Origin of the sequence: Rhodomicrobium vannielii ATCC 17100, from assembly GCF_000166055.1 — a bacterium.
GTDB lineage: Bacteria > Pseudomonadota > Alphaproteobacteria > Rhizobiales > Rhodomicrobiaceae > Rhodomicrobium > Rhodomicrobium vannielii.
Genome location: NC_014664.1, coordinates 3,015,084 through 3,038,941, shown reverse-complemented (window position 1 = coordinate 3,038,941; position 23,858 = coordinate 3,015,084). Strand labels below are relative to the sequence as shown.

The window sequence follows — 23,858 nt, the reverse complement described above, 5'->3', positions numbered from 1 at the left end:
CATGACCTCTCCCGGCCTCTTGCAGCTATCCCCGGGACCCGTGGTAGCCCCTGAATGACGCACCCCGCCCAAACGCCGGTTCGTCCGCGGGCATGGTCTCCTTTTCCGTGTAATGCGTGTAACAGGCGTTACAGTTCTGAAATCACGAAGAAATATCTGTTACACTCGAAAACCGACGAGGCGTAACAGGCGTAACACGCCCGGCTTAAAGCGAGAATATCGCGATCAGGATTCGGCGAAACGTGCAGCGATGTTACACTTGTTACACGAGCTTCTCTGTCCCGTGTAACTGAAAAAGTCAGGTTATAGCAATAATGTAGCACCTGTTTCACCTGTTACCCGGAAAAAGCGATCACCCTATTGGTCCGGCGCCGTGAAATCCGGCCCGACGGGCACCCAGGCGCTGCCGTTCACTTGCGGTGAAGGCTCATCCTCATCGCCAAACAGAAGCGACGCATCGATTTCGTAGCACCGCCTCGGGCCCATGCCGGGCAGGCGAACGACGCGCTGATACTTTCCATCGTTGTCCGGCTTGATGATGCCCCGCTCCACCATGGCGCTGGCGATCGATCGCGCGTCGTGACCGCGACAGATCTCTTTCCACCCTTCGGGCAGCACGTAATAGACGACCCTCTCGTCCTCGCCACCCTGATCGAAGATGCGGTAGAAGCCAACCCTATTCACGGTCGGCTGGCCAGGCATATGCCAGGAGCTGAAGCGCGAGGAGCCATGCAGCTCGATGAAGCCTTTGACTTGCAGGATTCCGTTCTGCGTCTCGATCGGCCCCGAAGTGCCGCGCGCGGCGAGCCACTCGAGAAACAGCCGCTTGCAAGCCTCGCGCACCTCGCCGCGGCGCCAAGGCACGATGTCGGCCGCGATCGCAAGCTCGCCGGCGGCAGCGATAAGCCCGAAGCGGCCCGCCACGCGCGCAACCTGGCCGTCGGCGTCTTTGGCGCAGGCTTGTTGCACGAAGCGGCCGATAAAGGCTTTCGCGCCTTCGGTCAGCCGCTCAAGATCGCTTGTCAGATGGCGAATGAAGGCGGTCGCCGCATGGCCGTAATGCTCCCGCCCGCTCGCACTGAGCGCCTCGGCGAGCTGCTTTGGTTCCTTGAACCCGTGCAGACTTTGAAACATGCCCATGCCGTGGCCTGCGTCGGCACTGATTTCGACAAGCCGCACCGCCTGCCCACCCGTTGCGCGCATGCGGTCTTCGGAGAGTTTTTCGGCCATGCCGATCTCGCCTGTGGACATGAAGAGGAGCCGCCAGGTGCAAGCGCTGCGAAGATCGGAGGTTCTTTGCATCCGCTCTTTCTGCCGACCATTCGCGAGCGCGTAGGCCGCCCGAAAGAGCGCTCTCGGCTCGATTTCAGCGATCTCATCGAGGGCAAGAAACGCATTGTTGTGGATGGCGGCGACAGCTTCGAGCGCGTTGTCGGTCGCCCGCCAGGTACGCATGAAGCCATATTGACCGCCGCCGCCCCAGACGGTGCCAGCGGCTCGAAGGATGGTGGTCTTGCCAGCCGTCGACCCGCCTCGGAAATGAATGCCGCCGCCTTCCATGCCGATCGGTTCGAGGAGCGGCGGCGCTAACGCGGCGGCGATCGCAAACATGAGCCGGTCGTTGCCGCGCGCGTAAGCCGCCACGCCGTCTTGCCAGCCTTTCAGGCTCCCGCCTTTTCGGTAGAAATGCTCGACCGGCTTGTGCGGCTGAAAGACGACGGCGCGGCCTTTGCTGTTCCCGATGGTCTCATCGGGGAGCACAAACACCCCGTCGTGAAACCCGACCTTCGGAACACACAGCGCATAGGATTTGGGCCGAGTGCGGACGAGCAGCTCCCGGAGCTTCGTCTTCGCTCTTGGCGTGATGTTGAAATCGAGCCCGTGATAGGCGAGGTGCTTGAAAATATCCTCGGAGCTCGTCACGAGGTCGGTTTTCGGGATGGCGGCCTTGTGCCAGACGGCGTTGCGCGTCCTGATTTCGAGATAGAGGCCCCAGTCCTTGCTGTCGGCGTTGAGCGTGGTGGCGAGGAACCTCACCTCGGAGCACAGCCAATCCCACTCATCCTCCTCCTCGCCGTCCTCACCCTTCACGATGCGGCTCAAGAATTCGAGGCCTCGGCCGTTCTCCTGCCAGCGAAACCCGAAGGGCAGATCTTCCCAGGGCTCGCTTTGGGCCAGCGCTTCGCGCACGGCATCGAGCCCATCGCTTACGAGAAGGTCGTTCCAATCCTGCCATTTGCCGTCCGGCTTCGGCCGCGCCGGCGGATAGGTGATGGCGGCCGAGACTTTTCTTTTGCGGTCGGCGTTGGCTGCATCCTCGGCATAGTCCTCGCCCGCCTTGCCCTTGCCGACGCCGCGGCCCCGGTCGCCGGCGACAAGCACGGTCTTGATAATGGACGGAGGCACGACGTTCTTCAGATTCGCGCCGCTAATGGCGGAGGCAACAAAGGGGCGCCCCGCCATGAAACAGACAAGCGCGTTTTCAGGCCCCTCGGCTTTTACAAGCTCGCCGCCTTCTTGCGGCGCGCCAAACCAGATGGCTCCGCCCGCATACTCGCCATAGGCCTTTTTCGGGCTTGCGATCTTGGCCTTGCCGCCATCCTCGCCGAGATAGAGGCGGTGGAGGGTCTTGAGTTCCCCATCATAGGCGTCCGAGACCCGGAACAGGATGGCCGGATAATATCCGTCGCGCTCGCTGCACCAAAGACGGGAATGAAAGCGGATCGCCGTGTGAAGGAGCGGCCAATCGAGCACAATGCCGCGATGCTGCTCGAAATAGGTCTGAGCGAGCGTGCCGGCGACGGCTTTGGCCTCGCTCCAGAGCTGGAATGCGCGCTGGCGCCTCCTCTCGATGTCGTCATCGGCTGCATCAAGGACCGGTCGCCCGGTCGGCCCACCGGTAGCAGCATCGGCGCTTTCATCGAGCGCTTTGGGCAAATCGCCAAAAGCTTCGGCCTCAGCCCTATTTTGTAAGGCGCGTTCAGCGGGCTGCTGCTGGCTGATGCGGCGTGTTTTTCGCTCCGGCTTCGGCGCTTCGTAAGCGCGGCCGAGAAGCTCCGTCTCGATCAAATCGAGGGCTTTCTGAAAGGACAGTCCCTTCATGCGCTCGACGGCATGAAGGATGTCGCCACCGCCGCACTGGCTGCAGAACCATGCCTTCTTTCGCGTGTCCCATCGCCAGGACGGGTTCTTGTCGTCGTGGCCCGGAAAGGGGCAATGGATATGGGTTTGACGCCTTGCCGGTGGCCAGGCGATGCCGATCCAGCGCAGGATATCGAGCTCCCGGCCGGCGAGGTCGGCTTTTACGGACTCCCATCGGCCTGATGACGCCATACCTGATGTCTCGCTTGGCGATGTCTTGCCTGGCGACGTGTCGCCGTCGCGGGCTTTAGCCTTGCCGCCCGATCCCCGTTTCATGCGACATCCTTTGCTTTCCTGCTTGCATGCGAGCCGCGCTTGGCTCGGGCCTATCGCAAGGCCGCGCTCATCCGGCTGATCTGCACTTGGGGTGCTTCGCATCGCCCTCGATGGCGCGCCCGCAGAGCGGGCAGGCGGTCTCCATCAGGAAGGGCCGTTCGCGCGTGGCGCGGTGCGCCCGGAAGTCCTGGATAGTGAGTAGGCCTTCGGAGGCCGAGATCAGCCGGAGCAGGGTTGCGAGCGTGGCTTTTCTCTCTGGCTCCCTCCCATCCTGGGGGATGAGCCGCGATAACATCGCGGGCGTGACGCCTGCGCGCTTCGCGAAACTCGTGCGGGTATGTCCCGTCACTTGCAAAACGCTCTGGAATTTGGTCGCCAAGTTCATGCGTGCCCCGCGCCTCCCTGACAGGTTTTAGCTTTGACTTGCCGATTGTTGCCTGTTAGACAATCCTCAGCCAAGGTCTTTTTTGGACAAACTCTGGATTGCCACCAAGAAAGCTGGCAAGAAGCCCTCCATGGCAATCAATCGAATCCGGCAACTGAGACTTGAACGCGGCTTGTCGCTCACCGAGCTCGCGAAAAAATCGGCATCTCGGAAAGTCATTTGTCGCGGGTCGAAGCGGGCGCGCGGGGGCTGCATCTTTCCAAAATGGAGGCGCTCGCCGGCGCGTTGGGCGTGCCTGTGACCGAAATTCTCTCGGTTCAGAGCTTGAGCTACATGGCCGACCTTGCGCCCTATATCCCGCCCAAAGGCTCGGCAATCGAAAAGGCGCTGACATCTTCGACGCAAGAGATGTTCAAGGTTCTGTCGAACGTGATGAGCGAGCTTGGCATCACCGAGGGCGATCCGATCATCGCGGATATGGACCCTAAGGGATTGCAGAAATTGGAGCTTGGCCAGTTGGTGATTGCCCAAATCTTTACCAGTAACTGCCCAGAAGGCGTTTTGCTGTTGCGGCAATACATCGGGCCGCACCTTTTGATTACCAACAGCGATGATCAAAATGCCATGCCTATTCATAGGCTTAGAGCAAAAGCGACCGTGATCGGCCGCGTCCTTCTTTGAATAGGTCCGCGCACATTCTTTGAACTGCATCGGATCTCAGATTGCAGTTTCAATATAAATGAAGAAGTCTAAGTCCAAGGCAACGAAGCGGAAAAGCGGCCTATGAGACTTGCGCGTGCGTGGGCGTCGGCTTTGGCGGCCGAGGGGCAGAGCGGTCTCGATGACGATCTGATCGCGCTCGATCGCAGCCATGCCAGATCTGGATCCGATCCCTCCTGCCAGGTCTACGAAGTTCGCTCTCGCGTTCTGTCCGACAGCGGCGTGTTTCCTGGCGATCTCCTGACCTTGCGCCTCCTTGATGAGGGTGAGACGCCTTCGGTGGTTTCCTTCGCGGCGGTCACCGTCGGATCACCACCCAGACAGCTCTTGTTGTTGCGGCTGTTCGTGCCGCCCCGGCAACTCACCATCAACACCAGCTGTCTCGAACTCCCGCCTCTGGTTCTTGGCCCAAATGTCCGGCTCGTTGCCGCTGCGCCCTGGGCTCAGCCGCCCGCGAGGATCGCGCCCGCCAAGTAATCTTTTCCCCAGCTTGTTCGCCGCGCCTTTTTCCCAAACGGCGTCTTTTGCTTGAGGCGAGTCATGCCATAGTTGCCCTATTTTGGACGATTTTTATTTTTTGCTTTTTAGACAATATTGGGCAAGCCTAGAGCGTATCAGGCAGTTGGCTTCTTGCTTCGTACCGTGTCTTGGGGTTGCCAGCATGATAGGCAGAGTTCCTGCTTCCAAAGGGCGAGTTTCGCCCGCCGGCGCGCGACAAACGCCGTCGATCACATGTGTACAGGCGGCGAGTGATCGCGTCCCTCGTCAAGCCCCGACAGAAGCCGGCTGCGTTGCGTGCCGAAAGCAGCCGGCAATCGCCCTTCATGCATTGAAAATCCGAATACCCCCGCGAAAACCGGTCTGGGCCTTGCCACTGTGCCGCGTTTGCCTGAACCTGGCTTCGCCGCTTGGGCCGGTGGCGGAATTGCTGTGGCTTCAGTCTATCGGCGTGGATGCCCTCGCGGTTGCTTCTGCAGGGCACAAGCCCCCGGTGCGCGGCAAGCCCAGGAAAAGAGCCCGCGTCAAGCCACCAAGCGACGTACCAGAACCCGGCTCTTCGAACGAATTCGAACGGATCCATGCGGCGTCCATCGCCGCCTTCGCGCGACCTTATCCGGAGACGGCCTCCGGCCGAGCGCTTTACTGGGATGAGCTGATTACGTCCTTTGCGCGGGCGCATGGCGCAGACCTCGCCGCGAAAGTCTTCGGCGTTGAGGTGCGGACGGGACGAGAGCTGATCTTTGATTGCCCCGTTTATAATCGTGAAAGGAAGGTTCGATGAGGCCGCATGTCTCTCCGCATCCCTTCCTCCCTGCCCAAGGCATTTCCAAAAGGGGAAATGGCGCGGTTCTCACGAGACACCAAGCCGAGGGCTCGGCGTGGGCCTGAGGCGCGTGCAACGCACACGCAGCGCTTGGAAGGCTGCAAGCTGCAACATGTCTGGGTCATCTGGAGCGGTACGCCGTGACGAGTTCGGACGGTTCGCCCGCAACGTGGGAGTGTGAGCCATGCGCACCCTCAAGGACATCGAGCGCCTGAAGGCAGCCCATGCGAAAGTTGCACGGCTCGCTACTCAGAACCCCGCGCTCTTGCCCGTCTTCATGGCCTTCGAGCGCGACATGGAAAAGGCGAAGGCGTGGGAGCGCGCCCGCGAAGTCGCTCAGAGCGCTGCCGCCAAAATCGTTTCGCGCAAGCGTTCGAGGCTTCCGCCCTTGCCGTAGCGCTCGCGGTTATAGGCGTGCCCGAACAGGTCGCGCCGGATGCGCTCGTCCGCATGCGTGGCGATTAACCGATCCTCGAAAGAATGGCGAAGGGAATAGAGGCTGTGATCTTCCGTTTCGAGCAGACCATTCTCGCGGAAATATGAGTTCACCGTTGCGCTCAGCGTCGCACTGGAATTTCGATAACGTGGAAAGCCTTGTTTGCACTCCCGGAACGCTTCGAGCGACACGCCCGCGAGCGGGATGATACGCTTGCTCGTCTCGTTCTTGAGTTGCCGCCCTACAGGTTCGATCGAGATGAAGGGGATCGGGCCTTCGAGCCTGATATGGTCCGGCAGCAATCCTGCCGCCTCGCTTGGCCGGTAGCCGGTGTTGACCATGCCCAGCACAATGCAGCGGGCTTCGGTGTTGAGGCCGTCCAGCGCTCCGGGAGCGATGAGGCGCATCCTTGTCCATTCGGTTGAGAACGGAGGCCTGGTGCGCTTGGCGCCTTCCTTGAGCGCCACACCACGAAACAGGTCCGGCAGGCCGAGCCGCTTCATGCGGTTGAGCGTGCGCACCATGTCCGCGAGATGGGTAAAATCCTTGTTCGCGCTGCTGGGCGACAGGTCTTCGGCCTCAATCTTCTCGATCCACCATTCACGGAAGTTAAGCACATCGTCGGCGGTGATTTCGGCGAGCGGCTTCGCGCCGATCACATGGGCGAAGTTCTTTACGGCCTTCATGCGCGGGTTGCGCCAGCGGCGAAGCTGGTCCTCGCTCTTGCCCAATGTTCGATCCCTGGCAAGCGTCCAATAGAGATCGAGCGCCCGCGTCACCGTGAGCGGCGGGTTCGCTATGCCGCCGAGCAAAGCCGCCGCTTCAAAGCGTTCCGGCTTGCCGGAAGCGACGGCTTCCACGCGCCGGATGCGCTCTTCCTCCGGCAAGGCCGCGATCTTTTCGGCAGGCAGGTAGCGAAAGCCGCGCATTCCGCAAAGGTTCAGGGCCGCCGCGTAACGCTTCTCCGCATCGTTCGTGTCGCCCGCGAGACGGGCCTCCCAGGCCTCTTCGAGTTGCACCCATGCAGCAGCGGCCTTGCGGCGCGCCACGCTTTCCGAATCGGTGTGAAGGCTGAGCCAGATCACCTTGCGCTCTTCGACGGGGGCATAGCGCGCGGGCACGCGGCGGCGGAGTTGCCACGTATCGGCCCGCTTGAAAATGGTTGTGTCTTTCAAAGCCCGCGTGTCTCCCAAATTGTGCATCGAAATGTATAGCACATCCGGGCGAAACAAGTCTGAAGTAATTCGCTCTACGGCAAAACAGTGAATTGGAATAGGTGCTTACGGGATTTTTGCAAAAAAAGGTTGGCGGAGACGGAGGCTGTCCTTTTCGCTAATGAAATCAACGCGCTACCCTTGAATCACAGCCAAAGCGCCACCATTGATTCCATTGGGGAATCTCGCCAGCTTGAAACCGAAGTCTCTGGTCTACAAAAAGAAATCGCCGCCCTGGCTACGGGGCGGCGACGATTCGCGCAGGCAGTAAACCCGGCGTAGGAGAGACGCCAGTCATCAGGACGATAAAACAACCCTCTTCGAAAGGTCATTTTATGGCTAAGATTTATGATGATTTCGCCGAAGATTCAAGGGCTTCCGCGAAAAAAAGTCTTAACGATCTCGCGGGCATGCGGCGTTGGGTTGCATGGCGGCTCGAAGACGGGCGGAAGGTGCCCAAGGACGCGCGGACGGGTGGTAACGCACGCTCGAACGATTCATCGAGCTGGGCCACACAGCGCGAGGCGCGGGCTTGGTGGAGCCGCAATCGCACAGTCGAGGCACTTATTGGCGATCCTCGCTCCGGCGGCATTGGGGTGATGCTGGGCGATCTCGGGGACGGGCATTTGTGGTGCATCGACCTTGATGGCTGCCTCGGGAATGACGGCGCCGCCCCGCACGCCGCTGACGTGGTGAAGCGCTTCGGCTCGTATTGCGAGGTGTCGCCATCCGGGAGGGGCCTGAAGCTGTTCTTCCTTATATCGGACACGGACGTGGCGGCACTGGGGGTGACCGCGGGCAAGGCGTTCGCAGGCCCTGGGGCGCATTCCGAAATGAAGCTCATGGTTCGCGGCTGGTCGACGCTGACCGAGAAGGCTTATTCCCGAGGGGCTTTACGCGAAATCGATGCGGGCGCGGTGCGCTGGTTCATCGACGTGGCCGGGCCTGCCTACCAGAAGCAGATGAAGGGAGGCGGCGAGCGGCCCAGAGACGAGAGTGGCAGCGGGCAGTTGTTCCGGCTAGCGAAGCTTGCCCACGATCTCGAATGGTTGAAAGAAGAATTCGAGGACGTGATAGCCGATCACCCGGACGCTGCCGCACACGTGGCGAAGGAAGGCCAGCGCGCCCTTGATCGTGCCTGGGATAATGCCGCCAAGCCCTTCGAGCCTACGCACGAAGACGAACCGGCCGGGTTCGATCAGGACAGCGTGATTCGCGCCTTCACGAAGGCCTACGCGGGTGAATTGCTGTTCGACCATCATGCCGGGAAGTGGTTCCGCTTCGATGGGTATTGGCGACGGGAAGAAACCAAGCTGGCGCTGCACTATGCCCGCGAGCAGTCTTTGAAGATCGCTTCGAGCGAAGCAAAGACGCTCAAAACCGTGCCCACGTGGGAAGCCATCGAACGCGGCGCCCGATCGGTTCGCGAATTCGCGGTGACATCGGATGTGTGGAACCGCGACACGATGCTTCTCGGCACACCGAACGGCACCGTCGACCTGCGGACAGGCGAGCTTCGCGACGCACGGCCAGAAGACAGAATCAGCCGCGTGACGGCCGTCGCCCCTATCCCACATGATGAGTTTCGGGCGAAACGGGATTGCCCGCGCTGGCTCGCCTTCCTCGATGAGGCGTTGGCGGGTGACGCGGGCGCGATCCGGTTTCTTCAGCAATGGTGTGGCTACAGTCTGACAGGCGAGACGCGAGAACAGAAGCTGGTTTTCGTTTACGGGCCGGGCGGTTCGGGCAAGGGGACGGCGATCAACACTGTGGGCGACATCCTGGGCGACTACGCCGTCAACGTCGGCATGGAAACGCTCACGGCCTCGAAGTACGAGCGTCACACGACCGAGTTGGCGAGGCTTCGGGGTGCTCGCATGGCGCGCGCGTCCGAGACCGAAAAGGGCAAGGCTTGGGCTGAGAATCGGATCAAGAACCTGACCGGGCAGGACACGATTACCGCGCGGTTCATGCGACAGGACGACTTCGAGTTCGCGCCTGAATTCAAGCTCACGATCTTCGGCAATAATCGGCCCAGCCTTCGCGACGTGGACGCGGCAATCAAGCGGCGTTTTCTGATCCTGCCCTTCGATCACCCACCGCGCCGGCCCAATACGAAATTGGCCGACGCACTGAAGCGGGAGTGGCCGGGCATTTTAGCGTGGCTGATCGACGGTTGCCTCGACTGGCAGGAAAGCGGGCTTATCGTTCCGCCGGTCATGGACGCGGCCACGAAAGAGTATTTTGCAGCTGAAGACACCTTTGCCCAGTGGCTTGCCGACCGTTGCGACGTCGGCCCGGAATTCGTGGATACGTCAGATAACCTCTGGGATTCGTGGTCGCGCTACGCTTACGGACTTGGCGAAGAGCCCGGCACGAAGAAAGGAACTTTTGCGGAGACCTTATCCCAGCGGGGATTTTTTAAGCGGGATCAGATCGGGCGAGACCGGAAACGGGGCTATCGCGGCTTGCGCGTTCGTAAAAATAAGGGGGATTTGGCGGCTCTCGATGATTAAAAATAACGGATTTTATCTGCGGCGCGTAAAAACCGTTAGAGCCCACTTCGGAGAAACGTGTAAAATGGCCTCGTAACCCATTGATTTCATTGGAAATACACGTTTTACACGTTTCTCCCGTATTCTATCGCCATAGCGCGCACACACACACACATACGCGCACACATGTAAAGGGGAACCGGAAGAAACGTGTAAAACGTGTATGGTCCGTATGCAGACTAAATAGCGGCTAACTGGGGGACGGCAAAAAATATGGGAAATATAAAAATCGCCGTCGTAGCTGCTGGGCTTTTAGCGCGGCCTGAAAAGCTAAAACGGCGAAATCGAGGTGTGACATTTTTGCAACGGCCGACACAGTGCGGCTCCACGCCCCTCGCGCCCATTTTAGCTAACTTAGGACCCATCGCGTCCCAGTTAAATTTACGATCTACGACAAGCCCGCTACCCCGTTAAATTTACCGCGACTTAAATTTTAAGTCAGCTCAGCTCACAAGGATAACTCGGATGCTAAAACCGAATGCCAGCATAGCCCAACTTCTGGGTAATAGTCCGCCTGCTGATGGTCCGCCTACGGATATCTCTAGCCACGTGGTATCGACCTTCGAGCTGAGCGAGTGGCTTGGCGTGTCCAATCAGCGGATCAGGGAGATGGCGCGCGCCGGGCTCATCCCGACAATCACGCCCGGCCGCTACAAGCTGAAGGCCGCAGTGCGTGCATGGGCCGATTGGCAGCGCACGAGCCGCCCAGGCATGGGATCCCAGTCGCTGGCCCTCACGGCTGCCAAGACACGAGCGGCTGAAGCGACGGCCGACAAGCTCGAACTGCACAACCAGGCCGCGCGGCGTGAGCTGATCGCCGCCAGCGACGTCGAACGCGCGTGGGCGACGGTCCTCCGCGACGTGCGCGCGGGCATGCTGTCGGTCCCCTCGCGCGTTCAGCAACGCATGGGCCATCTCACCAAGCACGACATCCTTGCCATCGACGCCGAGATTCGCACCGCATTGAGCGAGGCCGCCCATGCCGAATGAAGCCATCGCCACGGTCCGCCGCAACGCGCTGCGGGCTCTGATTCCGCCACCACGGCTTAAGTTGTCCGAGTGGATCGAGACGCATATGCGGCTCCCGGATAGCGTGAGCGCATTGCCTGGGCCGATCAGGCTCGCGCCCTACATGCGGGAGATTGCTGACGCGATCAGCGATCCCGAGATCGAGCGCATCTCGCTCGTCAAGCCGGTGCGCGTTGGCTTCACCACGCTACTGACGGGCGCCTTGGCGTCTTACATCGCCAACGAACCTTCGCCGATTTTATGCTTGCTACCGACCGAGAGCGATTGCCGCGATTATGTGGTTTCGGACATCGAACCGATCTTCGAGGCAACACCGGTGCTGCGCGGGCTTTTGTCCGCCGAGGCCGACGAGACGGGCCGCAATACGCTTCTGAGCCGTCGCTTCCCAGGCGGCTCGCTGAAGATCGTTGCCGCCAAGTCGCCCAGGAATTTGCGTCGGCATAATGTCCGTATACTGCTTATCGACGAAGCCGACGCGATGGAAGCGGGCGCTGAGGGATCGCCGGTCACGCTGGCAGAAAAGCGCACCTTGAGCTTCGCGAATCGCAAGATCATTTTGGGCAGTACTCCGACCTTTGAGGCGACCTCTAACGTTTTGCGGGCCTATGCCCAGTCCGATCAGCGCGTGTTCGAGGTGTCTTGCCCTGAGTGCGGACATTTCCATGAAATCACCTGGGCGGACATCCAATGGCCCGAAGGCGAGCCGGAGCGAGCGCACTACGTGTGCCCATCGTGCGGCTGTTGCATCGATGAGCGGCATAAGGCGGCGATGGTCGAGAACGGCCGCTGGCGGGCCACAGCGCCCCATGTGAAGGGCCATGCGGGTTTCAGGCTTAACGCGCTCGTCTCGACGCTGCACAACGCTCGATGGGGCGCGCTGGCCGCCGAGTTCATCGAAGCGAAGAAAAGCCCGGACCAGCTCCAGGTCTTCGTGAACACGATCCTGGCCCAGGGATGGCGCGAGGCAACGGAATCGCTCGACGATACGGCGCTTGCCGCGCGGGCGGAGGATTTCAGCCTCGAAAGCATCCCGCCGGAAGTGCTGTTCGTGACGGCGGGCGTGGACGTTCAGCGCGATCGGCTTGAAGTCGTCTTCCTCGGATGGTCACGGGATGAAATCTTCGTCCTTGGGCAATCGGCGATCTATGGCGATCCGATGGCCGATGACGTTTGGGCCGAACTCGACGAAGCTATCCGCACCAATTGGAAGCATCCCAAGGGCGGATTTCTCAAGGTCGACGCGACGGCCGTGGATTCGAGCGACGGCGTCACGATGGACCGCGTCGTGAACTTCTGCCGCCCACGGCTGGGCCGCCGAATCTTCGCGATCAAGGGCATGGCGGGCAATCGACCAGCGATCAAGCGCAGTAACCAGAAGGGCCATATCCTGTTCATCGTTGGCGTCGATGGGCTGAAGCAACAGCTTAACGACCGACTGACGCGCGGGCATTCTGTGCGGTTCTCGAAGACGCTTGAAGGGCGGTTTTACGAAGAACTGGCCAGCGAGCGCCTTGTCATCCGCTACCAGCGCGGCGCGCCCGTTCGGCTTTGGGAGCGCGTCCCAGGGCGACGGGCTGAAAGTCTCGACTGTGTGGTTTACGCGACCGCGGTGCGCCACTTGATCGGCCAGAAGATCGAGGCGCGAGAAGCTGAGGTGGCTAATCCGGGCATGACGACGAAGCCCGTTTCGCCTGTTGTCTACAGCTCGTGGCTGTACCCCAACGGACGGCCTGCCAAGCAGCCGGGAGTGTGGTAGCCCGCTACTACCCTAGAGACCAACAGAAAGAACCGCCAGCGGTCAAACTGGCGGGCCTCAGCGCATGTCAGCAGAAAAACACCGTTATAAGCAGGAACACGATCACGAGCGCGATCGGCCAAAAAGCAACCGATGAGTTCGCGAGCATGTAGACCGTCAGGACGACGCCTACGAGGAGTGTTGGCATAGCTCTAGCCTCGCAGCACAGCAAGAGCAGCGGCAGCGGCGGCCCGCTCTTTCTCGCGCCGCGCGAGGTATTCGCCGCCGCCGCCTTCGAACTCGGGGTTTGTCCGCAGGTCGGCCTCGGTGTCCGACTCATCGAGTTCGTCGCGGATGTCTTGGAATAGCTGCTCCATTTTTTCATCGCGGTCGTCGTGAGGGTCTTGGGCAAGCTGCACGATCTTCAGTGCGTGCAGTTCGATGATGGGATTGGCGGTGGTCATGTCAGCTCCTATTCACATTTTCGTGATCGACTGACGCACTACACCGGGTTTTGACCCGTGAACATCCGCAACCATAGCGGGAATTTACTTAAAATGGGTTAATTTTTGCAGTTATACTTGTGCATTTTGACGCATTTTTCGGCAAAATTAGGCAACCTCGAAGTTGCTGATAACTACTAAAAATCTATCTTGGAAAAATATCCCAACTCGGCTAGTTTCTTACGCAACCGAAGGGGGAGACCATGCCGATTACTCTGCGAAATATCGCCCACGCTGTATGGGCAACCCAGAATATCGCAACCTACACGCAGGAAGCCGTGTATGAACGCGCCCGTATTCTTCAGAAAAAGCGAATCATCCGAAGCACGGATGGCTCATTCAACGGTGATGATGAGGCAGTCGATTCGTTTCACCGCATCACGGGCCTGCATCTCGACCACGAGACGCGGCGCGGCGTGACCACGACTTACACTGAGGCCGACGCGGCGTTCGCTGCGCTCGCCCTGATCGCTAGCCTGAACGGCACGTCGTGGACTGTGCTGGAGGTGATGGACATACAGCTCCGCTCGTCGCGCATGTTCGAGCAGCACATGACGTTCATCCGCGCGGGCGTTCCGCTTTTCGTTCGCGCCGATATCGGCCTCGGCGGCGTGGATGTCCGCATTGGCGGCGTTGAGTTGCCCGCCGCCAATATGCGCCCTGGCGTGACGCAAACGCTGCTGTGGCCGGTGAGCGCGCTCGCCTCGCCCGTGCTCAGCCTTCTGGTGAAATAGCCATGGGAACGCTGACGCGCATCCGCGATTGGTTCGCAACCTCAAAATTTCAAGTGAGACGCTTCGACGCAGCGGGAGGCGGACGGCGCGCCCATGGCTTCGGTTCATTCGGCCGCACGCAAACCGAGGTGAGCGGCGCGGCTTATCAGGTCCGTTCAAGGGCGCGTTATCTTTACGCGAACAACCCATGGATTCGCCAGGGCGTAGACAACTGGGTGGGCTCGCTCGTCGGCTGTGGCATTGTCCCAGCTGGGGCTGCTGAAGCGGTCGCGCTGTTCAATCAGTGGGCGGACGAAGCCGATTTCGACGGCCGCACGGATTTTTTTGGCAGTCAAAGCGAGCTTGCTCGAAGCCTAGTGGTCGATGGCGAAGCCTTCCTGCAAGTGCTCGTCACCGAGGCCGGAGTGCGCCTTCGGGCCATTCCGGCCGAACTGGTCGACGAATCGAAAACAGTTGAATCGCCCAACGGCGGTTACTGTGTGTCGGGAGTCGAGTTCAACTCGGACGGCCAGCGCGTCGCATATTGGATTCGTCCGTCGAAGCCAACAGCGGCTTTCGAGTCTTACGCCCCGCCCGTGCGTATCCCGGCCTCGGAAATACTGCATATCTTCAAGCCCTTGGGCGCCGGGCAGGTCCGCGGCATGTCGTGGCTCTCACCAATTACCATAAGCGCAAATGAGTTTGACGGCATCGTCGACGCGCTAAGCGTGGGCATAAAGATCGCCGCGATGCATGCGGGTTTTCTCACGGATTTGAACGGCGCGGGCGAGCCATTCGAAGGCAATCTTTCGGATATAAGCCTCGAACCCGGCACCATTCGTCGGCTTCCCCAAGGCTTCGATATCAAGTTTTCGAGCCCGGAGCAGGCAAGCGAAACAGCGGCGTTTCTGAACTTCCAGCTCCGGCAACTGGCCGCCGGTCTCGGCTTACCCGACCATATGCTTAGCGGCGACCTGAGCAACGCGAATTACTCAAGCCTTCGCGCTGGGCTTTTACCTTTCCGCCAACGCTGCGAGCAAGTGCAGTACGGCGTGCTTGTCCCACAGCTGCTCAATCCGATATGGCGCGCCGTGATGAATTTCGCGCTGCTATCGGGCGAACTCAAGAGCGTGCCTCACTGCGAATGGCTCCCACCAGCGTTGATGCAAGTCGATCCTGCCAAGGCGGCGCAGGCGGACAAGCTTGAGCTTGAAATGGGCTTGACTAGCCGTCGCAAACTGGTCGCGTCGCGCGGTTGGTCGGTAGCGGACCTCGATAGCGAAATCGCGTCCGACCGCGAGCGTGAGGCATCACTAGGGTTAACTTTTTCTGAAGGAAGCACCGATGCCCAAAAAGCAATATAGGCGGCCTGTTTATCGGTCATCGCCGGATGAGGTTTTCGAGCGCCGCGCGCCTGTCTCGCCCCTCACCTGGGATGAGGCGACGCGCACCATCGAAGCCGTCATCTCTACGGGCGCGCCGGTTAAGCGGAGCGATTCACGCGGCCCATATATTGAGCGGCTCGATTTGTCGGGCGTCGATCCGGCGAAGCTCGTGGGCTTGCCCATTCTGGACGCGCACCGTTCGAGCGGCTCGGAGCATGTCGTGGGTGTGATCCGAGAGGCGCGGCGCGAGTCCGCTGGCCTGGTCGCTGTTATCCAGCTGAGCGCTGCCGACGATGTTTCGAGCATCCGCACAAAAGTTGCTGAAGGAACGCTCCGTGGACTGAGCATCGGTTACAGCGCCGCAGCGGTTCGCGAGACGACCGAGAACGGCCAGAGAGTCCGCACCATCACCCCCGCCATTCGTGAAGCGTCTTTTGTCGCAACGCCCGCAGATGCGGGAGCAACTGTCAGAGGTAGAACCATGCCCCAGGGCAACGAAAACGAAGATAACCAGCCGACGCAGGCCGAACACCGCGCCCGCGTCCGTGAGCTGGTTCGCGCAGCGGGCGAAACGCCTGAACTCGCCGACCAGTTCATCGACTCGGAGCTGACCGAGGAACAGGTTCGCGCCGATCTGTTCGACAAGCTCGTAAAGCGCAGCAAGAAAACGCCCATCATCCGCGTTCACAGTCCGGCCGCTGATAGCCCGGACGTTCGACGCGCTGCCCAGGAAGAGGCGCTGTTCGTCCGCACTGCGGGCGGCACGCCTTCTGAAGCGGCAAAGCCTTATCTGGGCCATAGCTTGCGCGACTTTGCGCGTGAAACGCTTGAAGCGGCGGGCCACTCGACGCGCGGCCTCAATACCGACGAGCTGTTCCGCGCCGCCATGCACACCACGAGCGACTTTCCCCAGCTCTTGACTGGCGTTGGCCGCCGGTCACTGCTCGCAAGCTATCAGGCGGCTCAAAGCCCGCTGAAGGCGCTGGCGAGGCAGAGCACTCGTTCGGACTTCCGCTCCGGCAGCACGCTGCGCCTGGGCGAGATCGGCTCGTTGCAACCGCTTAGTGAGGCGGGCGAAATCAAATCCGTGACGCGCGGGGAATCTGAGGAAAGCTACGCGATTGACAGTTTCGGCGCTAAGTTCAGCTTGAGCCGTAAGGCCCTCATCAACGACGATTTGGGCGCATTCAATGACGTCGCCCAGGCCGCCGGGCAAGCCGCTGCACAGAAGGAAGCGGAACTTCTCTGGAGCCTGCTTTCGCAGTCTTCAGGCGCTGGCCCGGTAATGGGAGAGGACAACAAGCGGCTGTTCCATGCGGACCACGGCAATCTCCTGACGGCCGCCGCGCTGTCGGAAACATCGCTGTCGGCGGCACGCCTGGCGCTCCGTACACGGAAAGGTCTCGACAAGAAAACGGTCATTTCGGTTGTGCCGAAATATCTGCTTGTCGGCCCTGAAATCGAGACGGCCGCCGAAAAGCTGCTCACCTCGATCACCGCGACGACCACGGGCGATGTGAACCCGTTTGCGGGCAAGCTCACGCTTCTGGTCGAGCCGCGTATTTCCGGCAAAGCGTGGTACCTCTTCGCCGATCCGGCAAGCGTGCCTGTGCTCGAATTTTCGTACCTTTCGAGCGCTCCCGGCCCGCAGATTTCGGAGCGCGAGGGCTGGGACGTGCTCAGCCGCGAATATCGCGTGTACCTCGATTTCGGCGCGGGCGCTATAGATCACCGCGGGGCTGCCAGAAATCCGGGGGTGTAACCATGGCCGCTTCCCTCGCCCAGTTGATCGACTGGCGTGACGCGCTCTTTGAGGCCCGGATGACAGGCGTCAGACGGGTTCGGGACGCGGACGGCGTGGAAATCGAATACCGCTCCGACAACGAAATGAAGGCGGCCATCGCGGCCGCCGATTCCGAGATCGCGGCTGCCCAGAGAAGGCAGCCGTCCACCATCCATTTCAGGACTTCAAAAGGACTCTACTAATGCGCAACTACATTCAACCGGGTGTGAACCTGACTCTTCCCGCTCCCGCCGATGTGACATCGGGCGAAGTCATCGTGATCGGCTCGCTTCACGGCATTGCGGCGGCTGACGCGGCGTCGGGCGTGGATTTCGACCTTGTGACCGAAGGCGTGTTCGAACTGCCCAAGGTCGCGACCGATGCATTCGCCGTCGGCGATTCTGCCTATTACGCCAGCGCCACGAAGCTCGTCACGAGCACCGCGACCGGCAACACGAAAATCGGCGTAGCGGTGACGGCCGCGCCCAATCCCAGCGGGACGGTCAATGTCAAGCTTGGGTAGGCTCGCGGAGCGCACCGCGTGCGAAATCGAGGAAACGGAAGAGCTGCACAGGTCGCTACACGCGACGGAGCGGCTTTTCCGCCAAATCGACGCGGTGGGAGACTTGCTCGCACTCGCGGAAGAGAGCGCGATGAAGCACATGCTGACCGACCGGCTGGAAGAAGCACGAAAGCAAGCCGCCGCTCTGCACCAGGCGAAAGCGACAGTCGCACTGTATTTCATGCCCGCAGATTGCCCTTGCCTCGAAACGGTTATCGAGGCGGCCGGTATCGCGCTCGCAGTCGAATGCCAGCAACTCGAAGACGACGTGAACGAATTGCTTGAAGGGGAACGCCAATGCGCCGCGCAGCTCCGATAATCGTTCCCGAGATTGAGCCACTGGGCGTGTCGCCCCGTGAGGCCGCGCGGCTTATCGGCGTCAGCTTGCCCACGCTCGCGCGACTCGTCGGTGAAGGCCGGATCACGCCACCCTTGCGGCTCGCGCCCCGCTGCCCACGTTTCGATCTGGCCAAGTTGCGTGAAGATTGGGCGCGGCTTGGCGGATCAAGCGTAAGCAAAGGAGTAAACCCATGGGACTCGATCCTCTAAAGGGTGCCGTGGCGCAAGCGCGTCGCGATTTGCACGCAGCGTTGATGGTCCCCGCGCTCTACCTATACGCGGGCGCCGTCACGCCCGTCGCGATCCGCGTGCTGCGCAGCGATGGCTGGCGCGGCCGCGTCGACGGCGAGTATGCCGGCATGGCCGATAGCACTATCAAGCTGGTCTTCATGGATTTTCGGCCGCGCAAGGGCGCCATAGTGTCGGTCACGCCCGGCGAAGCCTATCGCATCGAGGTTGTGTTGCCGCCCGATGGGGAGAAGGCGGTTGTAGCGGCGGTGAAACTTCCCACTTCCGAAGCGGCACCGCTGCCGGTGCCAGCGTAAAAACGTAGGAGTACGGTTTCATGCGCAATCCTTTGAAATCTAAAGCGCCACCATATTGCCACTGGAAAACGAACGGCCGCAACTTCGGCTGTTGGTATTTCGAGCGGCCGGGCTATCCGCGCGTTCGCGTGCCGGGCCTGCCATGGACGCCCGAATTTATGGCGGTTTACGAGAAGGCGACGAAGGCGAAGCCCGCCGAGATCGGCGCGAGCCGAACCGTTCCCCGCTCGTTGGGCGCGGTGATCGTTGCTTATTACTCTTCGGCGGCGTGGCGCGGCCTCGCGTCTTCCACGAAGCGGACTTACGGCGGAGTGATCGAGGCGCTTCGCGAGGCCCACGGGGGCATGCCCATTGCGGGGCTTAAGCGCGAGCACATCAAGAAGCTCATCGAAAAGAAGGCCCTCGAAGGTGGCGCTTGTGCCGCCAACCGGCTGCTGTCGGTGCTTGGGATATTGCTCGACGTCGCGCTCGATGCTGGCCTGATTGAGACAAATCCGGCCCGCACGGTAAAGAAGCTCAAGCACCGCGCCATAGGCTTCCACACTTGGACCGAAGACGAGGTGGCGGCCTTTCGGGCGCATTGGGCCATCGAGACGCGCCAGCGGCTGGCCTTCGAGTTGCTGCTTTGCACGGCGCAGCGGTCAAGCGATGTTCGCCAGATGCGGACGGCGCAAATCGCGGGCGGTTGCGTGGCTCTTTCCCAACAGAAGACGCACGCGCCTTTGCGCATTCCACTGCTACCGGAGCTTCAGGCGGCGCTCGCAGCGGCGCCCGTCATCGGCGCCGAGACGGCGCTTGTCACGCAATATGGGCGGGCGTTCACGGAAAAGGGCTTCGGCCTTTTTATAAAGAAGGCGTGCGTCGCGGCCGGGCTTACCCACTGTTCAGCCCACGGTTTGCGGAAAGCGGCGGCGCGGCGATTGGCGGAAGCCGGTTGCACGGTCCATCAAATCGCGGCGATTACCGGCCACGCGACGCTTAGGGAAATCGAGCGCTACACGAAAGAAGCGAGCCAGCTGCGGCTGGCGGAGGCGGCGTTCGCAACGCTTCGAGGAACGTCTGACGAACGAAAGGTGTGAAACCGTGTCGCGCTGGTTTCAAATTGGTGGGCCTAAAGCCTTGATTTCATTGAGTTTTTTGGACACGTTGGCGGAGACGGAGGGATTCGAACCCTCGAGACCCTTTTAGGGGTCTGCTCATTTAGCAAACGAGTGCCTTCAGCCTCTCGGCCACGTCTCCACGCACGTCAAAAACCCGGACGGTGGAACCGCCGGTTCCCGAGTTTGCCGTTTCTATCATCGGAAACGGATGGACGCAATGCATGCTTCGCAGATTTCCGTCGTAACATGCAGATAGACCGCGACGGTCCATAGACGCTTTTCATCAAGCGTCTGCAAATTGCGAGTCGGCAAGCCCTCTGTCCTGAGAGTCTCGCTCAGCATTGAGTAGCGGGTGATCCATCTACGGCTTGTGCGAAGGCCTTGCGTACCATTCGACGCGGCCACGTCGACTGTATGGGTGCGGCTCGCATCAAGCGCCGAAAAAGGCAAACTGGCAGCTTGATCGATCTGTCGATTGGCGCGACGTTAAGCTGAGCCTTGATCGAGCTTAGCGCTCTTGTCTCAAAGGCCCGCTTTGTCGAGGGCGGCGATGAGCCTCTCCCGGTTTTGCGCAACAGCGAAGAGGATCGTCGTAACAAGCACAGGCCACCCGACGAACGGTATAAATCTCGTGGTCACCGCGTTCAGGATGCCCTTGGTTGCCTCTGCGCCTATGGCCTCCTGAATGGCTGGCACTGCCTGCCAGATCGCAGCAAGTTGGGTGAGGAGTGTTCTCAGGATCTGGGCCGCGAAGGCCCACTCGCCCGAACGGATCAGAGCCGCCAATTGCACGAGAGTATCCTTAAGCGAAAACTGCTCAGCCAGACGGGAGAGGCCGGCGGCATCAATGTCCCGGAGCCCGAATGCGGATTTGATCACGGCTGCCACCGCCGCGTTAAGATCTTCGCCGGGGGTCTCGGACTTGACGACGGAGACGACGGCACTTGCCGAGCTTGGCACGAGAGGCATCCCCCGCTCGTTGATCTGGGCAGTAAGTATCGCCTGACCCGGCTCGACATAAACCTCTGCCTCGGCCGCTGGGACGCCTCCAAGGGGGGCTAAGGAGGCAAAAATCCGCTCGTTCAATCCCTCCAGCGCCGAAACGTTCTCAGGCGAGAACTTGGCGTACAACGCGAGCGACAAGATATTTTCGGCTGCAGCCTTCGCATCAGCCACGGCCAGGATAACATCTCGACTTCGGTCGGCCGACTGCGCCTCGACAGCACTGGATAAAAGAGGCGCAGCACCTAGGGCCACACCGATGCTGAGGACCGATCGGCGATGTAGCATAAACGAGACCTCTCCACGTGCTTTCTCTGCGGTGCAGCTTCGCAACGTCATATCTGCAAGGCAGATATCAGCGCAAGGGGCTAGCCAGCCTAAACTCTGACCCCACCAAGCACCACCGGGAATTTTGTTCCGGCCGGTCTACGGACGATTCCGCTCTCGCCAAGATCGCTCCAGGCCTTTTCGATGTCGCCAGTAGAAATCCTTTCGCCCAACACCACCACAAGAATGGTCCGCAGCGCGATCTCGATATCAAGAAGCAAGCTCGCATGTTGCACATACCAGACGTCCAACGCTGCTTTGTCGTCGGACGATATATGACGTCCCCCGACAACCTGAGCCCATCCCGTGAGGCCAGGCCGCACCAGTAGCCTCGCGCTTTGTGCTTCCGTCTGTTCCCAGTGTAGTAGCGGCCTGGGCCCGACGACGGCCATATCCCCCCGAATTACGCTGAACAACTGTGGGAACTCGTCGAACCGCAGGCGGCGCATCAAGCTTCCGAGCGGCGAGACCCGTTCGGCATCGGATAATCTCTTGCCATCCGGGGAGTAGGCGGCTTTCATAGTCCTGAATTTATATAATCTCAGTGGCCTGCCTCCAAGTCCGGGACGCTGCTGCCAAAAAAGTACCGGGAATCCCACACTCGCCGCAACGCATGCCGCCGAAACAAGCAGCAAGGGAGAAAGAACTATGATTGCGGAAAGCGCGATGAAAAAATCGAAGAAACGCTTGGTTTTCCAATATCGGCGTCGGGCGATTTTCTCAAGCGTCTCTGGCGGTATGTGAAAGCTGACATTTTGAAGCCCCAAATTCGAGGTTCGCTGCGACCAAGCCGCTCCACCGATCTTCGAAATCAGGACGGGCTTTCCAAAATTGAAGCCAAGATCCTGGCCAAGAAATTGCAACATTATGCTTCGCGATCGCTCTATTCGAAGCAATGTTTCGCGTTCCGAATCGCCAAGAGAGTGAAATGGCAATACGACAACGATGCGATCAATGGTAACCCCATGGACTTCGAGATCGTCCAATATGCTCTCGAGCTCATCCGTGTCGCCAAGCACAGGATGAGAAGCGACCAGTCGTCCGACATGCCGATCGTTACTTCCAATGAGACCGGCTACCCTTATTCTCCCTGGAGCAAGTTCTGCAGCCGCCTGGAAATATAGCTCCGTCAGTTTGGAAATGCCCACAACCAGCACTGTAACCTGCTGTAACGGTGAAGCGGGCCGAAGAAAAGCGCCGAAGGCCTTCCGATGCTGCCGGGCATCGTGGCGTAGTTTATGAATAGCGCGTGCGCCAACGAGCAAAGCAATACCGAAAATCAGCTGAATGAAAGGTAGAGAGCGCGGAGTTCCTTCAAGACGATTCCATGAGAAGGTCAAGGCGACGGCGCCGACGACAACCGCCCCGACCGCGGTCATCACGCGCAAGTAGTCCGGCACACTGCAGAACCTCCAAATGGTTCGGTTTACGCCAGCTATGGAAAAGATTATCAGGGATGCGACTGCCGTGGCAAGGAGATAGGGGGCGAACCCAAGAAGACGTGCCACGCTTATTTCGAAGTTCTCCCTGAGAATGAAAGCAAAAATAGTCGCGGCGCATAGAAACACGACATCCAGGATGAGCAAAAAAGGGCGACGCATCGACATAGCTCCATAAAACACCTGAGGTTGCAGGATAACCAGCAAGCAAACTAGCTTGGCGCAGTTTTCCGCCACTTTTCCGGCCAGCTCACCTCGCCGGTCCAAGCTTCCCGTCTCACTTTTTCGCCTGAATGGCGCGGGTTGCGCTGCTGTCTGGGCCTGGTGACGGGCTCGCAGGTCGCCGGTACGGCGAGTACACCGCAGAAGAATGCAAAGATGGCAGCCGAAGCGGTAGTTCTGAGAGGATAGTCGACAAGCGAATGGAGTATCAGGACAGCGACAATCAGCATCGCAGTTCGGTTCAGCGCCGTTACACGCGTCGCCTCGCCACCGGGAGGCGCCCTCCAAACGGCCCAGCTCCGTCGCAAGAACCAAGCGACGAAACCCAAGACGAGGATTGCCCCCGGTATCCCGGTCTCAAGAAAGATTTCAGCAAAATCATTATGGGCACGATTAGCATAGGAAGGGCGCACCTGATCGCTAGCCTCCACCGCACCATAGACTGGCACGAAGGAGCCCAGACCGGTACCAAAAGGCAGCGATCTCATTGCGGTATGGACAGCGGCACCGGCGAAGCGGATGCGAAGACTGTCAACGGAATCCTCTTCGAAGCGCGTCAGAAGGCGACCGAGGCCGAACTGCATCGCAAGAAGCATCGCGACAATCGCAACCATTACGACAGCTTTCGCAGGCGTCCGCTTGTCCCGACCGAATACCTCGCCCTTTCGGGTGGCGTAAAAAACGGCAGCGACCCCTCCGATCACTAGCATTGCCAGCGATACCGCGGCTCGCGATCTTGCCATCATCAGGCCGGCCATGAATGCCACGGAGACGAGTGCTACCGCCGCCCAAAGGAGGAGGTTGGCAGATGACCTCCGGACCTCCACTCTGGCGGTCGTTACCCAATACCCAATCAGCACCAGGCACACGACCAGAAGGGCCGCAAAGTGATTGCGGTTTGCGAAGAAGCCCACAGCTTCCGTCAGATTCGTGTGACTGTAGAAGCGGAGGCTGCTTCCGGGGCCCTGCGCCACCTGAAGAAAGCCAATCATCAGCGACAGCGCACCCAGTCCGAGCACGACCCAGCAAAGCGTTTCTCTCTGCTGGAAATTCAGGCGAACAGCCGCACAAAAAATCGCAATCGGAACAAGGAGAGATACAGCCGCTGCCCAAGTTGCCTCAG

22 protein-coding genes and 1 tRNA gene are annotated in these 23,858 nt (G+C 60.3%); 15 read left to right on the top strand and 8 right to left on the bottom strand.

All coding sequences use genetic code 11. The features are described from left to right. Positions 1 to 357: 357 nt before the first annotated feature. The gene (locus tag RVAN_RS14040; protein WP_013420370.1) at positions 358 to 3,417 is read right to left on the bottom strand and encodes a TOPRIM and DUF927 domain-containing protein; all 3,060 of its coding nucleotides are present in this window, start codon (positions 3,415 to 3,417) and stop codon (positions 358 to 360) included. A 67-nt stretch (positions 3,418 to 3,484) separates the two neighbouring features. After that, a complete protein-coding gene (locus RVAN_RS14035) occupies positions 3,485 to 3,802 on the bottom strand; it encodes a hypothetical protein (protein WP_013418728.1) in 318 nt (105 codons plus the stop codon). A 219-nt stretch (positions 3,803 to 4,021) separates the two neighbouring features. Between RVAN_RS14035 and RVAN_RS14030 the strand changes: the two genes are divergently transcribed. The 4 genes from RVAN_RS14030 (at position 4,022) to RVAN_RS19735 (ending at position 6,243) form a co-directional block, all read left to right on the top strand. Then, positions 4,022 to 4,483 carry a hypothetical protein gene (locus RVAN_RS14030; RefSeq protein ID WP_041787655.1) on the top strand — a complete coding sequence of 154 codons (462 nt, stop codon included), beginning with the start codon at positions 4,022 to 4,024 and terminating at the stop codon, positions 4,481 to 4,483. 102 nt (positions 4,484 to 4,585) lie between these two features. Continuing rightward, positions 4,586 to 4,999, top strand: a complete 414-nt coding sequence (locus RVAN_RS14025) for a hypothetical protein (RefSeq protein ID WP_013418726.1) — start codon at positions 4,586 to 4,588, stop codon at positions 4,997 to 4,999. 439 nt (positions 5,000 to 5,438) lie between these two features. Continuing rightward, positions 5,439 to 5,804: a hypothetical protein gene (locus RVAN_RS20295; protein WP_041787287.1), complete on the top strand. Its 366-nt coding sequence runs from the start codon at positions 5,439 to 5,441 to the stop codon at positions 5,802 to 5,804. A gap of 226 nt (positions 5,805 to 6,030) precedes the next feature. Further along, entirely contained in the window at positions 6,031 to 6,243 is a 213-nt protein-coding gene (locus RVAN_RS19735) for a hypothetical protein (protein WP_013418724.1), read from the top strand. Here RVAN_RS19735 and RVAN_RS14015 read toward each other — a convergent pair. Then, positions 6,183 to 7,457: a DUF6538 domain-containing protein gene (locus tag RVAN_RS14015; protein ID WP_013418723.1), complete on the bottom strand. Its 1,275-nt coding sequence runs from the start codon at positions 7,455 to 7,457 to the stop codon at positions 6,183 to 6,185. The two genes, RVAN_RS19735 and RVAN_RS14015, sit on opposite strands and share 61 nt — an antisense overlap. 374 nt (positions 7,458 to 7,831) lie before the next feature. On the opposite strand from RVAN_RS14015, the gene RVAN_RS19145 reads away from it, so the two are divergent. The 3 genes from RVAN_RS19145 (at position 7,832) to RVAN_RS13995 (ending at position 12,836) form a co-directional block, all read left to right on the top strand. Beyond that, positions 7,832 to 10,012 carry a phage/plasmid primase, P4 family gene (locus tag RVAN_RS19145; protein ID WP_013420367.1) on the top strand — a complete coding sequence of 727 codons (2,181 nt, stop codon included), beginning with the start codon at positions 7,832 to 7,834 and terminating at the stop codon, positions 10,010 to 10,012. A 588-nt stretch (positions 10,013 to 10,600) separates the two neighbouring features. After that, positions 10,601 to 11,041, top strand: coding sequence for a hypothetical protein (locus tag RVAN_RS14000; protein WP_049779435.1), 441 nt, complete (start codon positions 10,601 to 10,603; stop codon positions 11,039 to 11,041). Further along, positions 11,031 to 12,836: a phage terminase large subunit family protein gene (locus RVAN_RS13995; RefSeq protein WP_013420365.1), complete on the top strand. Its 1,806-nt coding sequence runs from the start codon at positions 11,031 to 11,033 to the stop codon at positions 12,834 to 12,836. The genes RVAN_RS14000 and RVAN_RS13995 overlap by 11 nt, the downstream gene beginning before the upstream one ends. Before the next feature lie 191 nt (positions 12,837 to 13,027). Here RVAN_RS13995 and RVAN_RS13990 read toward each other — a convergent pair whose 3' ends face one another. After that, positions 13,028 to 13,279, bottom strand: a complete 252-nt coding sequence (locus tag RVAN_RS13990; RefSeq protein WP_013420363.1) for a hypothetical protein — start codon at positions 13,277 to 13,279, stop codon at positions 13,028 to 13,030. Between the two features lie 242 nt (positions 13,280 to 13,521). Between RVAN_RS13990 and RVAN_RS13985 the strand changes: the two genes are divergently transcribed. The 8 genes from RVAN_RS13985 to RVAN_RS13950 all read left to right on the top strand — a co-directional run bounded on the left by RVAN_RS13985 (position 13,522) and on the right by RVAN_RS13950 (position 19,724). Next, entirely contained in the window at positions 13,522 to 14,052 is a 531-nt protein-coding gene (locus RVAN_RS13985) for a hypothetical protein (protein ID WP_013420362.1), read from the top strand. 2 nt (positions 14,053 to 14,054) lie between these two features. Beyond that, entirely contained in the window at positions 14,055 to 15,395 is a 1,341-nt protein-coding gene (locus tag RVAN_RS13980; protein ID WP_013420361.1) for a phage portal protein, read from the top strand. After that, entirely contained in the window at positions 15,376 to 17,178 is a 1,803-nt protein-coding gene (locus RVAN_RS13975; protein ID WP_013420360.1) for a prohead protease/major capsid protein fusion protein, read from the top strand. Before RVAN_RS13980 ends, RVAN_RS13975 begins: the two co-directional genes overlap by 20 nt. A 2-nt stretch (positions 17,179 to 17,180) precedes the next feature. Beyond that, positions 17,181 to 17,402 carry a phage head-tail joining protein gene (locus tag RVAN_RS13970; protein WP_013420359.1) on the top strand — a complete coding sequence of 74 codons (222 nt, stop codon included), beginning with the start codon at positions 17,181 to 17,183 and terminating at the stop codon, positions 17,400 to 17,402. Continuing rightward, the gene (locus RVAN_RS13965; RefSeq protein ID WP_013420358.1) at positions 17,402 to 17,722 is read left to right on the top strand and encodes a DUF2190 family protein; all 321 of its coding nucleotides are present in this window, start codon (positions 17,402 to 17,404) and stop codon (positions 17,720 to 17,722) included. The genes RVAN_RS13970 and RVAN_RS13965 overlap by 1 nt, the downstream gene beginning before the upstream one ends. Then, positions 17,706 to 18,080, top strand: coding sequence for a hypothetical protein (locus tag RVAN_RS13960; RefSeq protein WP_013420357.1), 375 nt, complete (start codon positions 17,706 to 17,708; stop codon positions 18,078 to 18,080). The genes RVAN_RS13965 and RVAN_RS13960 overlap by 17 nt, the downstream gene beginning before the upstream one ends. Positions 18,081 to 18,291: 211 nt before the next feature. Further along, on the top strand, positions 18,292 to 18,645 hold the full coding sequence (locus tag RVAN_RS13955; protein WP_013420355.1) for a hypothetical protein: 354 nt from the start codon (positions 18,292 to 18,294) through the stop codon (positions 18,643 to 18,645). 20 nt (positions 18,646 to 18,665) lie between these two features. Continuing rightward, positions 18,666 to 19,724, top strand: coding sequence for a site-specific integrase (locus RVAN_RS13950; protein ID WP_013420354.1), 1,059 nt, complete (start codon positions 18,666 to 18,668; stop codon positions 19,722 to 19,724). Positions 19,725 to 19,792: 68 nt separating this feature from the next. Here the strand turns inward: RVAN_RS13950 and RVAN_RS13945 are convergent. The 4 genes from RVAN_RS13945 to RVAN_RS13930 form a co-directional block, all read right to left on the bottom strand. After that, positions 19,793 to 19,884: transfer RNA gene (locus RVAN_RS13945), tRNA-Ser, on the bottom strand. A gap of 383 nt (positions 19,885 to 20,267) precedes the next feature. Continuing rightward, positions 20,268 to 20,921: a hypothetical protein gene (locus RVAN_RS13940; protein WP_155942469.1), complete on the bottom strand. Its 654-nt coding sequence runs from the start codon at positions 20,919 to 20,921 to the stop codon at positions 20,268 to 20,270. Positions 20,922 to 21,124: 203 nt separating this feature from the next. Continuing rightward, positions 21,125 to 22,780 (bottom strand): sugar transferase, encoded by a 1,656-nt coding sequence (locus tag RVAN_RS19730; RefSeq protein WP_245257992.1) that lies wholly within the window; start codon positions 22,778 to 22,780, stop codon positions 21,125 to 21,127. Next, the gene (locus tag RVAN_RS13930; RefSeq protein WP_155942468.1) at positions 22,726 to 23,754 is read right to left on the bottom strand and encodes an O-antigen ligase family protein; all 1,029 of its coding nucleotides are present in this window, start codon (positions 23,752 to 23,754) and stop codon (positions 22,726 to 22,728) included. Before RVAN_RS13930 ends, RVAN_RS19730 begins: the two co-directional genes overlap by 55 nt. Positions 23,755 to 23,858 lie beyond the last annotated feature (104 nt).

Bases quoted from the DNA above. Each gene is read 5' to 3' on its own strand.
- RVAN_RS14040 (WP_013420370.1), bottom strand. From the start codon at position 3,417: ATGAAACGGGGATCGGGCGGCAAGGCTAAAGCCCGCGACGGCGACACG.
- RVAN_RS14035 (WP_013418728.1), bottom strand. From the start codon at position 3,802: ATGAACTTGGCGACCAAATTCCAGAGCGTTTTGCAAGTGACGGGACAT.
- RVAN_RS14025 (WP_013418726.1), top strand. From the start codon at position 4,586: ATGAGACTTGCGCGTGCGTGGGCGTCGGCTTTGGCGGCCGAGGGGCAG.
- RVAN_RS19735 (WP_013418724.1), top strand. From the start codon at position 6,031: ATGCGCACCCTCAAGGACATCGAGCGCCTGAAGGCAGCCCATGCGAAA.
- RVAN_RS19145 (WP_013420367.1), top strand. From the start codon at position 7,832: ATGGCTAAGATTTATGATGATTTCGCCGAAGATTCAAGGGCTTCCGCG.
- RVAN_RS13995 (WP_013420365.1), top strand. From the start codon at position 11,031: ATGCCGAATGAAGCCATCGCCACGGTCCGCCGCAACGCGCTGCGGGCT.
- RVAN_RS13990 (WP_013420363.1), bottom strand. From the start codon at position 13,279: ATGACCACCGCCAATCCCATCATCGAACTGCACGCACTGAAGATCGTG.
- RVAN_RS13985 (WP_013420362.1), top strand. From the start codon at position 13,522: ATGCCGATTACTCTGCGAAATATCGCCCACGCTGTATGGGCAACCCAG.
- RVAN_RS13980 (WP_013420361.1), top strand. From the start codon at position 14,055: ATGGGAACGCTGACGCGCATCCGCGATTGGTTCGCAACCTCAAAATTT.
- RVAN_RS13975 (WP_013420360.1), top strand. From the start codon at position 15,376: ATGCCCAAAAAGCAATATAGGCGGCCTGTTTATCGGTCATCGCCGGAT.
- RVAN_RS13970 (WP_013420359.1), top strand. From the start codon at position 17,181: ATGGCCGCTTCCCTCGCCCAGTTGATCGACTGGCGTGACGCGCTCTTT.
- RVAN_RS13965 (WP_013420358.1), top strand. From the start codon at position 17,402: ATGCGCAACTACATTCAACCGGGTGTGAACCTGACTCTTCCCGCTCCC.
- RVAN_RS13960 (WP_013420357.1), top strand. From the start codon at position 17,706: ATGTCAAGCTTGGGTAGGCTCGCGGAGCGCACCGCGTGCGAAATCGAG.
- RVAN_RS13955 (WP_013420355.1), top strand. From the start codon at position 18,292: ATGGGACTCGATCCTCTAAAGGGTGCCGTGGCGCAAGCGCGTCGCGAT.
- RVAN_RS13950 (WP_013420354.1), top strand. From the start codon at position 18,666: ATGCGCAATCCTTTGAAATCTAAAGCGCCACCATATTGCCACTGGAAA.